Origin of the sequence: Prevotella sp. E13-27, assembly GCF_023217965.1 — a bacterium.
Taxonomy (GTDB): Bacteria; Bacteroidota; Bacteroidia; order Bacteroidales; family Bacteroidaceae; genus Prevotella.
Genome location: NZ_JALPSC010000002.1, coordinates 792,423 through 803,841, shown reverse-complemented (window position 1 = coordinate 803,841; position 11,419 = coordinate 792,423). Strand labels below are relative to the sequence as shown.

At 50.4% G+C, this 11,419-nt stretch carries 10 protein-coding genes and 2 tRNA genes; 8 read left to right on the top strand and 4 right to left on the bottom strand.

Annotated features, from left to right (window positions below):
- The first annotated feature begins 112 nt into the window (after positions 1 to 112).
- Both M1L52_RS12325 and M1L52_RS12320 read left to right on the top strand, forming a co-directional pair.
- Positions 113 to 1,138 carry a CHC2 zinc finger domain-containing protein gene (locus tag M1L52_RS12325; protein WP_248615299.1) on the top strand — a complete coding sequence of 342 codons (1,026 nt, stop codon included), beginning with the start codon at positions 113 to 115 and terminating at the stop codon, positions 1,136 to 1,138.
- A gap of 214 nt (positions 1,139 to 1,352) precedes the next feature.
- Positions 1,353 to 1,853: a hypothetical protein gene (locus M1L52_RS12320; RefSeq protein WP_248615298.1), complete on the top strand. Its 501-nt coding sequence runs from the start codon at positions 1,353 to 1,355 to the stop codon at positions 1,851 to 1,853.
- Between the two features lie 168 nt (positions 1,854 to 2,021).
- Here M1L52_RS12320 and M1L52_RS12315 read toward each other — a convergent pair whose 3' ends face one another.
- Positions 2,022 to 3,062 carry an IS110 family transposase gene (locus M1L52_RS12315; RefSeq protein WP_248613034.1) on the bottom strand — a complete coding sequence of 347 codons (1,041 nt, stop codon included), beginning with the start codon at positions 3,060 to 3,062 and terminating at the stop codon, positions 2,022 to 2,024.
- Between the two features lie 291 nt (positions 3,063 to 3,353).
- Between M1L52_RS12315 and M1L52_RS12310 the strand changes: the two genes are divergently transcribed.
- Positions 3,354 to 3,455: a smalltalk protein gene (locus tag M1L52_RS12310; protein ID WP_248615297.1), complete on the top strand. Its 102-nt coding sequence runs from the start codon at positions 3,354 to 3,356 to the stop codon at positions 3,453 to 3,455.
- A 55-nt stretch (positions 3,456 to 3,510) separates the two neighbouring features.
- Here the strand turns inward: M1L52_RS12310 and M1L52_RS12305 are convergent.
- The 3 genes from M1L52_RS12305 to M1L52_RS12295 form a co-directional block, all read right to left on the bottom strand.
- Positions 3,511 to 3,583: transfer RNA gene (locus M1L52_RS12305), tRNA-Lys, on the bottom strand.
- A gap of 29 nt (positions 3,584 to 3,612) precedes the next feature.
- Positions 3,613 to 3,685: transfer RNA gene (locus M1L52_RS12300), tRNA-Lys, on the bottom strand.
- A gap of 115 nt (positions 3,686 to 3,800) precedes the next feature.
- Positions 3,801 to 6,155: a transglycosylase domain-containing protein gene (locus tag M1L52_RS12295; RefSeq protein ID WP_248615296.1), complete on the bottom strand. Its 2,355-nt coding sequence runs from the start codon at positions 6,153 to 6,155 to the stop codon at positions 3,801 to 3,803.
- Between the two features lie 160 nt (positions 6,156 to 6,315).
- Between M1L52_RS12295 and pyrB the strand changes: the two genes are divergently transcribed.
- The 5 genes from pyrB (at position 6,316) to mce (ending at position 11,403) form a co-directional block, all read left to right on the top strand.
- Complete coding sequence (gene pyrB, locus M1L52_RS12290) at positions 6,316 to 7,263, top strand: aspartate carbamoyltransferase (RefSeq protein ID WP_248615295.1); 948 nt, start codon at positions 6,316 to 6,318, stop codon at positions 7,261 to 7,263.
- A gap of 75 nt (positions 7,264 to 7,338) precedes the next feature.
- Positions 7,339 to 7,785, top strand: a complete 447-nt coding sequence (locus M1L52_RS12285; protein WP_248615294.1) for an aspartate carbamoyltransferase regulatory subunit — start codon at positions 7,339 to 7,341, stop codon at positions 7,783 to 7,785.
- Positions 7,786 to 7,830: 45 nt separating this feature from the next.
- Positions 7,831 to 9,111, top strand: a complete 1,281-nt coding sequence (gene glyA, locus M1L52_RS12280) for a serine hydroxymethyltransferase (protein WP_248615293.1) — start codon at positions 7,831 to 7,833, stop codon at positions 9,109 to 9,111.
- 16 nt (positions 9,112 to 9,127) lie between these two features.
- On the top strand, positions 9,128 to 10,849 hold the full coding sequence (ettA, locus tag M1L52_RS12275) for an energy-dependent translational throttle protein EttA (protein WP_248615292.1): 1,722 nt from the start codon (positions 9,128 to 9,130) through the stop codon (positions 10,847 to 10,849).
- Between the two features lie 143 nt (positions 10,850 to 10,992).
- Positions 10,993 to 11,403, top strand: coding sequence for a methylmalonyl-CoA epimerase (mce, locus tag M1L52_RS12270; protein ID WP_248615291.1), 411 nt, complete (start codon positions 10,993 to 10,995; stop codon positions 11,401 to 11,403).
- The last annotated feature ends 16 nt before the right edge of the window (positions 11,404 to 11,419 follow it).

Genomic DNA, 11,419 nt, shown 5'->3' with positions numbered 1-11,419 from the left:
AGGGGGTGGTCACCTACAGTATCAATAAAATAACAATGGATAATCATAGTAGAATACCCCCAACATACATTCTACTCCCCTCCCTCACAGGGAGGGGCTGGGGGTGAGTCTTATGGATAAATTTGAACTTCAAAAGCTCCGCGACCTCCCCATAGAGGGGGTCGCAGAGCGACTCGGACTGCAAGTCACGAGACACAAATGCCTCTGTCCTTTCCACGAGGACCACCACCCCAGCCTCTCGTTCAGCGTGAGAAAAAACACCTACCGCTGCTTCGTGTGCGGAGCCAGCGGCGGAACCATTGACTTGGTGATGCGACACTTGAATCTCGATTTCAAAGCAGCCTGCCGTTGGCTGGCGGATGAGCATAACATCATCCTTGAAAAGTGCACAATAGGGTCGGTTCCGCTGTGCACTTTTGACGCTTCTCGCTATGAAAGGTATTTCGAGCGCCCTTGGCTTTCTCCTGAGGCAAGACACTTTCTCTTCGAAGAGCGCAGGCTTGATGAGCGCGTAGTTCGCTGGTGCCGTTTGACATCGTGGCGTGACAAGCAAGGCGTGCCGTGGTTACAGATACCTTACTACGACCGCGAAGGGAAGCTGGTGGGTGTGCAGAACCGCAATTTGGTGTGCGGCGCTCTGCCTCGTTTCCGCTTTCCTCAAGGCTCTCAATGCGGCATATATAACCTGCCAGTGTTGAACCTTCTGAAGCCTGGCGACGAGCTCTACATAGCCGAGGGCTGCTCCGACTGCTGGAGTCTCCTTTCAGCCGGTCACAAAGCCATCGCAATACCGTCAGCAACCCTGTTAACAAAGAAGGATAAAGAACAACTCTTAACGCTAAACCCCACCCCCAGCCCATTCTTTGCAAGCAAAGCGTCGCAAGCGCCGAGCGCCCCGAAGGAGAGGGGTGCTACAAACCAATGGACAACCTCTACTTCGAATATCACTAATCCATCTCCCCTCCCCTCGGGAGGGGCAGGGGGTGGGTTTTCCATGTGGCCAGATAATGACGCCCCTGGCGAGCGCCTGTTCCTCCAGCTGAAGGAGGTATTGCCCTCGCTGGTGCACCATCAGCTGCCTCCCGACTGCAAGGACTACAGCGACTACTACCTGCGCTATCTCTGCCAGAAGCATTAGGCCTAAACGCTCGGAGCGTTCTTACTAAACGCCAGGAGCGATTGGTTAGAGGTGAGAGGTCTCACCTCTTAAACTTTTTCTTTAAAAAAATTTGCGTAAATATTTGGCGGAATGGAAATTATTTCGTATCTTTGTATCGTTAAAACACACGGGAAGCGGCCACCCGAAGAAGCTGGTCGCAAGGGTAATCTAATACAATTAAAAACACAAAATTATGGGACAAGTAACGATTAAAGTTTACAAGAACACTAACGAGAAGCTGCCAAAATGCTATGGCAAGTACTATGGCAAGGTGCTCCACCGCGAGACACTCGACACCGATGATCTGGCCAACCACATCATGAGCCACGGCACGCTGTACACCGACGACGTGGTGCTGGGCGTGACACGCAAGCTGATGCACTGCATAGCAGAGCTGCTCACAGAGGGCTACAAGGTGAAGCTCGACGGAATAGGCACGCTCTATCTCGCTGCCACCTCCACCGGCTCTGACACCTACGAGGACTTCGAGATCAGCAAGAACATCACCCGCATAGGCGTGAAGTTCACCGCCGACCAGAGCAACGACAGCCTCTACACCGCACGCATGATGCGCAAGAACACCAACCTCACCACGAAGATAGGCAACTCGAAGGTCAGCTTCGGAGAGCAGGAAGGAAGCGGAAGCGGCGGCAATGAGACGCCAGGCGGAGGGGCTATCGAGGAAGAGCCTTAAGAACCTAAAACCCACCCCTTCCATTCTTGGACGAGCCAAGCGTCGCAAGCGCCGAGCGCCCGAGGGGAGGGGGATGAGTTAGAAAAGAACGCGAGAATAAAAATCCGCATTCTATGTTAAATTCCTAATATTTTTTCTGTTTTAACTATATTTTTAACACTCCCGACTTCATGCAGCCTCAAGCGCTGCATGATAGTCATAATCTGGGTTGTATTTTTCTCCATTCCTTACCATAGCCGTAATGACATGTAATAGTTTGTTCTTTACGTTATTCACGGCAACGGGCTTCTTCTTGCCAACTTCGACAAGCCTATGGTAGTATATGGCCATCTGAGGACAAAAGTGGATGGATGCCAATGCAGCCTGTGTGAGCAGTGCCTTGATGAGCTTGTTTGCAAATGGGCTTACATGTGGCGGCGTGTTTACACTTGTGCCAGACTGTCGGCCAAAGGGTGCTACTCCGTAGTAGCAGGCTATCTTTCGAGAATCGAAGTCAAAGCGGCTGAAGTTGTCTGTATAGACCATCAGGCAAACGGCGTTCTGTGTGCCTACTCCAGGAACAGAAGTGATGATCTCGAAGTTCCTGCGCAGCTCCTCATCCTCACTTATAATCTTTTCTATTCTCATATCGCATTCTGCTATTTTCTTGTTAAACTCACTGATGAGATGTTTGCTGCTCATAGCCATGAAACGGCTGATGTCGGACTTCTCCTGTGTCTGTTTCTTCTCACCCTTGCGCACTGTCATGCTCGCCTTTAGTTTGACCAGATTATGCCTATAGAGAAATACTTCACGAAGACGCTCCAGATTCTTGTCCAGAGGCTTGTACAGGCGCATCTGGTCGTAGTTGCGCATGGCATACTCTGCAATAATGCCTGCATCGGCCTTGTCGCTTTTCGTACGCTGCAGGGCAGAGCTGCGCTTGATGCTCAGGGCATTTTCCAACCACATGTCATAACCACTTCCGTAGAGATAGTTGCATAGTGCCCTGCTGTAACCGCCAGTGTTCTCTCCGCAGAACAGCCAGAGTCCAGTGTCCTGCTCGTCCACAACGGACTTCACCCATCTAAGCAGGCGACGGAAACCACTCACCTTATTGTCAAACACCTCGTGCTGTCTCTCTGCACGTTCCTCGACTCCCTCGGCCTTTATGACCGTTGCATCAAACTTTTCTTTGGAGAAATCGATGCCGATAAAGATTTTTTTCATACCTTTGTATCGTTTTATAGGAATCGGCATAGTTGCATTGACTCTACACTCTAAATAGGCTCGAAGCCGTTATCATTCTATCAGAGCTTGCAACGTGGCTGGGAGGACTGATACAGATCATGGGCTTGTCCCTGTGAAATCCAGAGTTTCCCTCTCCAGCAGGCCGGTTCCTCCTTCTTACAACAAAGGTAGGGAACCTGACCTTACTAAGCAAGATTTATACAATATTTTTCTTAGACGCTGCAAACTTAGAGTGAAATCCGTGAAATCCGTTGTTAAATAAGAAAAGCTATGAAGAACGAAACGTGGAAATTTATTTTGCAGACGCTCGCGGCGATACTTACCGCGATAGCAACAAGCCTCGGAGTGCAGAGCTGCATGACGATGATGTAAAAAGTTAATATAAAAAAGAAGAGAAGCAAGCCTTGATGACTTGCTTCTCTTGCTGTACACCCGCAGGGGCTCGAACCCTGGACACCCTGATTAAGAGTCAGGTGCTCTACCAACTGAGCTACGGGTGCGAAAAAGAAAAGTTTGAAAAGTGATTTTGTACACCCGCAGGGGCTCGAACCCTGGACACCCTGATTAAGAGTCAGGTGCTCTACCAACTGAGCTACGGGTGCATCCTTTTCTTTTTTGCGGGTGCAAAGGTATGCATTTTTTCGCAATCCGCAAAATTTTTACTCGTTTTTTTTACATTAAAGAGTGTTTTTTGTACTCTTACAGCAAAAACGGAGGCTATTGATAGATTTTTTCCTGCTGTTCGTCGGGTATTTCATCTATTATCTCGTCCTCCTCTTCCCCATCGATGAGTTCCATGTTATCGTTGATGGCACATGGGTCGAAGCCTTCAGGAATGTCGAATTTCTCATCCTGTGAATAGCCAAGCTGTTCGTCGGCATATACTTTCTGCATGTAGTATGCGAAGATGGGCAATGACATTGTTGCACCCTGACCCATGGTCATTGAGTTGAAGTGGATGTCACGATCGTCGCCACCTACCCAGCATCCTGTGACGAGACGTGGAGTTACGCCCATGAACCACGCGTCGGAGTTGTTGTTCGTGGTACCGGTCTTTCCGCCCATCTGTGCCTTAAGGTTATAGCGGAAGCGCAGACGGCCAGCAGTACCGCCATCGACGACGGCACGCAGCATGTAGAGCATCTTGTGGGCGCTGTTCTCGCTGATAACCTCGTTCATGCGTGGCTCGAACTTTGCCACCTCGTTGCCTTCGTTGTCAACGATGCGTGTGACATATAGCGGAGCCATGCGAATGCCGTGGTTGACAAAGGCTGTATAGGCGCTGACCATCTCAGACACGGTTATGTCGCACGGTCCGAGACAGAGAGCCATTGAGGGATGAATCTCTGGGTTGCGAATGCCATAGGCATTGAGAAGAGTTACGAACGCCTGTGGGTTGAGACGCGACATGAGGTAGGCCGATATCCAGTTGTTTGACTGCTGCAGACCCCATTTCAGCGTTACCATCTCTCCATAGCGTTTGCGGCTGCCGTTACGTGGTGTCCAGGGCTTGCCTGCCACGATATAGGTCTGCTGCACGTTAGGTGCCTCGTCGCATGGTGTCATGCCATCTTCCATAGCAAGTGAATAGAGGAATGGCTTGATGGTGGAGCCCACCTGTCGGCGACCGTGGGTAGCCATGTCATAGTTGAAGTGCAGGAGGTCGAGACCACCCACATAGGCCTTCACCTGTCCGTTCTGCGGACACATGCTGAAGAATCCTGTTCGCAGGAACGACTTCATGTATCTCACCGAGTCGAGCGACGACATGATGGTGTCTATGTCGCCATGATAGGTGAATACCGTCATCTCCTTCTTCGTGCAGAAGCGTCGCTTTGCCTCTTCTATCTCCTCTTCAGAAGCACCGTCGCGCTTCATCTGGTAGGTGACGTGGGATGAAAGAATCATGTCGTCAACCTTCTCCTTGGTCAGTTCGCTGTATGGGAAGTTAGGCTTCGACTGCTTGCCTTGGTTGAATGCCGGCTGGAGATATTTCACCACGTGGTCGTAGCAGGCCTGCTCGGCATATCGCTGCATGCGCGAATCGATGGTTGTATAGACCTTCAGTCCGTCGGTATAGAGGTTGTAGTACTCGCCATCGCGCTTCTTGTTCTTGTTGCACCAGCCATAGAGAGGGTCTTCTTCCCATGCGAGGGAGTCGATGAAGAACTCTACATAGCTTCTGCCCCGGCGTGTATAGGCCTTGTGGTCGGGCTTCTTCGCCGTCATATAGCTGCGCAGGAACTCGCGGAAATAGGTGGCGAGACCTTCCTTGTGGTCGTTGACACGGAAGTGGAGCTCCAGAGGCTCGTTGGCACAGCTGTCGAACACCTCTTTAGTAATATAGCCCTCCTTATACATCTGTCCGAGAACCACATTGCGACGTGACTTGGAACGCTCAGGGAATCGCACAGGATTGAAGTAGCTGGGGTTCTTACAGAGTCCTACAAGTGTGGCACACTCGTTGATGGTCAGCTCAGACGGTTCCTTTGAGAAATAGGTGTTGGCAGCCGTCTTTATGCCCACAGCATTGTGAAGGAAGTCGAAATAGTTGAGGTAGAGAGTGATAATCTCATCCTTGGTATAGGTGCGTTCCAACTGGACGGCTATCACCCACTCTATCGGCTTCTGAAGCAGTCGCTCCATGGTTGATGAAGCCACATCGCTATAGAGCTGCTTAGCCAGCTGCTGGGTGATGGTGGAGCCACCGCCTGCCGACTTCTGTCCTAAGATGCCTCGCTTCACTATGGCTCTCATCAGCGCATAGAAGTCTATGCCTGAATGGTCGTAGAATCGCGCATCCTCTGTGGCCACGAGAGCCTGGACGAGCGTTGGCGACAGCTTGGAGTAGTCAACCATCACGCGGTTCTCCTTGCTGCGGCTCCATGTGCCAATGAGCTTACCGTCGCTGGAATAGACCTGAGTGGCGAAACGGCTTATGGGGTTATGGAGGTCTTCAATGGGAGGCATGTAGCCTATCATGCCATTAGCAATAGCCCAGAAGCTGATGGCAACCGTCAATATGCTGATGACCAGAATAGACCACAGAGAATATACGAATATTTTCTTCATCTTTCTATTTTCAAAATGATACAAAGTGCAAAATTACACTTTTCGAGTCACTTTTTGACGATTTTACATATAATTTTTTGTTATCGAATAAAAAAACTGCTAAAACAATCCTTTTCTGCATTAATTTTTGTACTTTTGCGCGTGATTTAAAAATTCATATATGGACAAGCATAACTTCGTCACCATTGCCGACCTCACTCGTGAGAAGATTTTATACATGATTGAGATGGCACAAGAATTTGAAAAGCATCCTAACAGGGAGATTCTGAAAGGCAAGGTCGTTGCCACGCTTTTCTTCGAGCCCTCCACCCGTACACGTCTTTCTTTTGAAACAGCAGCCAACCGTCTTGGCGCCCGCGTCATTGGCTTTGCTGACCCGAAGGTTACAAGCGGAACCAAAGGCGAGACGCTGAAAGACACCATCCTGATGGTAGCCAACTATGCCGACGTGATAGTGATGCGCCATTATATAGAAGGTGCCGCCCAGTATGCATCGGAAGTTAGTCCAGTGCCCATTGTCAACGCTGGCGACGGAGCCCATCAGCACCCATCACAATGCATGCTCGACCTGTACAGCATATACAAGACTCAGGGCACGCTTGAGAATCTGAACATATATCTCGTGGGCGACCTGAAATATGGCCGAACAGTTCATTCATTAATCATGGCTATGCGCCATTTCAACCCCACGTTCCACTTCGTTGCTCCTAAAGAATTGGCCATGCCGAAGGAATATAAGCTCTACTGCGACGAGCACGGAATAAAGTATCAGGAGCACACAGCCTTCAACGAGAAGGTCATTGCCGATGCCGACATTCTTTATATGACGCGCGTGCAGAAGGAGAGATTCAGCGACCTCATGGAATATGAGCGCGTGAAGAATGTCTATGTGCTCAACAACGACATGCTGCGTCTGGCTAAGCCAAACATGAAGATACTGCATCCGCTGCCACGCGTGAACGAGATAGCCTACGAGGTGGACGACAACCCACACGCATACTATATACAGCAGGCAGGCAACGGCCTCTTCGCACGTGAAGCCATCTTCTGCGATGTGCTGGGAATAAGTCTCGACGAAGTGAAAAAGGACAAAACGATTATCGGGTAATCTCGATTTCTCGATTTTTCGGAACATCAGAATATCGGAATATCGATACATCGGAATATCGAAAAAAGAAAGACTATGAATAAGAAAGAACGCTTGGTTGCCGCCATTGAAAACGGTACTGTGATTGATCATATTCCAACAGACAAAACCTATCAGGTGGCAAGCCTGCTGGGACTCTTCGACCTTAAGACACCTGTCACAATAGGCTTTAACTACCCCTCGAAAAAGGTGGGGTCGAAAGGCATCATCAAGGTAAGCGACAAGTTCTTTACCGACGACGAGGTGTCACGCCTATCGGTAGTTGCCCCAAACGTGATACTGAGCGTTATTCGCGACTATGAGGTGGTGGAGAAGAAATCAGTAGAGACTCCCAGCGAGATAAGAGGCATAGTGCGCTGCAACAACCCGAAGTGTATAACGAATAACGAGCCGATGGCTACACACTTCCATGTAGAGAACGGCATCCTTACATGTCACTACTGCGAGAAAGAGCAGGACATAAACAAGGTGGAGCTTGTGTGAATTGATAATAGAGAATTATAACCAACCCAATAAACAAAACAAAAAATGAAAAGAGACAACACCATTTTTGAGTTGATTGAGAAAGAGCATCAGCGCCAGCTGAAAGGCATTGAGCTGATTGCAAGTGAGAACTTCGTTAGCGACCAGGTTATGGAGGCTATGGGCTCCTACCTCACCAACAAGTATGCTGAGGGCTATCCTGGTAAGCGCTACTATGGCGGATGTCAGGTTGTTGACGAAGTGGAGAAGCTTGCCATTGAGCGTGTATGCAAGCTCTTCGACGCAGAGTATGCCAATGTTCAGCCACACTCAGGTGCACAGGCTAATGCTGCCGTGCTGCTTGCTGTGCTGAAGCCAGGCGACACATTCATGGGTCTTAACCTTGACCACGGTGGCCACCTCTCTCACGGCTCACGCGTAAACACCAGCGGTATCCTCTACAAGCCCGTGGGCTACAACCTCAACAAGGAAACAGGTCGCGTGGACTACGACGAGATGGAGCGCCTTGCTCTGGAGCACAAGCCTAAGCTCATCATTGGTGGTGGCTCAGCATATAGCCGCGAGTGGGACTACAAGCGCATGCGCGAGATTGCCGACAAGGTAGGCGCTCTGCTCATGATAGATATGGCTCACCCAGCAGGTCTCATAGCAGCTGGTCTGCTCGAGAACCCTGTTAAGTATGCTCACATCGTAACATCTACAACCCACAAGACACTTCGCGGCCCTCGCGGAGGTATCATCCTGCTGGGTAAGGACTTCGACAATCCTTGGGGCTACACCACTCCAAAGGGAGAGATAAAGAAGATGTCGGCTCTCATCAACAGCGCCGTATTCCCTGGACAGCAGGGCGGTCCGCTGGAGCACGTCATCGCAGCTAAGGCTGTGGCATTCGGCGAGGCTCTGCAGCCAGAGTTCAAGGAGTGGGCAAAGCAGGTGAAGAAGAACGCTGCCGTTTTGGCCGACGAGCTCATCAAGCGTGGATTCACAATCGTCAGCGGTGGCACAGACAACCACTCTATGCTCGTTGACCTGCGCTCAAAATATCCAGAGCTCACAGGTAAGGTGGCTGAGAACGCACTCGTTGCTGCCGACATCACCGTGAACAAGAACATGGTGCCATTTGACTCTCGCTCGGCATTCCAAACCAGCGGCATTCGTCTCGGTACTCCTGCCATCACCACTCGTGGTGCGAAGGAAGACCTCATGGTTCAGATTGCAGCATGGATTGAGGAAGTGCTCAACGACCCAACAAACGAGGAGGTCATTGCAAGCGTTCGTGCCCGCGTGAACGAAAAGATGAAGGAATATCCCCTTTTCGCTTATTAATATATAAAAGGTATATATGGCAACAGTCGATGATAAGAAAGTAATCTTCTCGATGGTCGGCGTGAGCAAGACCATCCAGCAGAACCAGAAGCAGGTGCTGAAGAACATCTATCTAAGCTTCTTCTACGGAGCAAAGATAGGTATCATAGGCCTCAATGGTGCTGGTAAGTCAACGCTCATGAAGATTATCGCAGGAATAGAGCAGCAATATCAAGGCGAAGTGGTATGGAGCCCCGGATACACCGTGGGCTACCTGCCACAGGAGCCGCCTCTCGATGAGAGCAAGACGGTGAAGGAAAACGTCATGGAGGGCGTGCAGCACGTCTATGACGCTCTTGCCGAATATGACGAGATAAACGTTAAGTTCGGACTGCCCGAATACTACGAAGACCCAGAGAAGATGGACAAGCTCATGACCCGACAGGCAGAGCTGCAGGACATCATCGACTCAACAGATGCCTGGAACATGGATTCCAAGCTCGATCGTGCAATGGCAGCACTACGCTGTCCTCCTGGCGACTGGAGCGTAAAGAATCTCTCTGGTGGTGAGCGTCGTCGTGTGGCCCTGTGCCGCCTGTTGCTACAGAAGCCCGATGTGCTTCTGCTCGACGAGCCTACCAACCATCTCGATGCAGAGTCAATAGACTGGCTCGAACAGCATCTGCAGCAGTATGAGGGTACGGTCATAGCCGTAACCCACGACCGCTACTTCCTCGACGATGTGGCAGAATGGATTCTCGAACTCGACCGTGGTGAGGGCATACCCTGGAAGGGCAACTACTCATCATGGCTCGAACAGAAGTCGCAGCGACTGGCTCAGGAAGAAAAGGCTGCTTCAAAGCGCCGCAAGACACTGGAGCGCGAGCTGGAATGGGTGCGCATGGCACCAAAGGCGCGTCAGGCAAAGGGTAAGGCTCGTCTGAACAGCTATGAGACGATGCTTAACGAGGAACAGAAACAGAAGGAAGAAAAGCTGGAGATATTCATACCCAACGGCCCACGCCTTGGCAACAAGGTCATTGATGCTGAGCATGTGGCAAAAGCCTATGGCGAGAAGGTGCTCTTCAGCGACCTTAACTTCTCGCTTCCTCCCAACGGCATCGTGGGCATCATTGGCCCTAACGGAGCGGGCAAGACTACCCTATTCCGACTTATCATGGGACTGGAACAGGCCGATGCAGGCTCGTTCTCTGTGGGCGAGACGGTAAAGCTGAGCTATGTGGACCAGCAGCACAAGGACATAGACCCGTCGAAGAGTGTCTATGAAGTGGTGTCGCAGGGCAACGAGACCATCCGCATGGGTGGACGCGACGTAAATGTTCGCGCCTATCTGTCACGATTCAACTTCAGCGGTGCCGACCAGGAGAAGAAATGCGGCGTGTTGTCAGGCGGTGAGCGAAACAGACTCCATCTTGCCATTGCGCTGAAACAAGAAGGCAACGTGCTGCTCCTCGACGAGCCGACCAACGACATAGACGTGAACACCCTGCGAGCACTTGAGGAAGGTCTTGAGGCATTCGCAGGATGTGCAGTCATCATTAGCCACGACAGATGGTTCCTCGACAGAATATGCACCCATATCCTTGCCTTCGAGGGCGCCATGACTGGCGAAGAGGCCGACAAGGGAAGCGTGTTCTTCTTCCAGGGCAACTACTCAGAGTATGAGGCAAACAAGGCTATGCGTCTGGGAATAGAAGAGCCTAAGAGAGCACGTTACCGCAAGCTCATGGAGGAATAACATCCTCAGGACTTCAGACTCGATTACTAATAATCTTAAAAAGATTTTGCTGTATCGGTTTGATTTCGTACTTTTGCAAGGTTCATTAAGACAATGAGACAGAAATCATCTAACAATAATCACTTAATCTAAATTTAATCCTTATGAAGATTTCACACATTGAACATCTGGGCATCGCGGTCCAGAGCATTGAAGAGAGCCTTCCTTTCTTTACGGAAGTGCTTGGTTTAGAGTGCTATGCAACTGAAGTTGTAGAAGACCAGAAGGTAAAGACTGCCTTCCTGAAGTGTGGAGAGGTGAAGTTGGAACTTCTTGAGCCCACATCGCCAGAGAGCACCATTCAGAAGTGGCTGGACAAAGGCAACAAAGGCGTACACCATGTTGCGTTCTGCATAGAGGATGGTGTTGCAAATGCTTTGGCAGAAGTGTCTGAAAAGGGCGTTCGTCTCATTGACCAGGCTCCTCGCAAGGGTGCTGAGGGTCTTAACATTGCCTTCCTGCATCCAAAGTCAACAGCAGGAGTGCTCACAGAACTTTGCGAACATCCTGAATAAATTGTCAAATAATAAA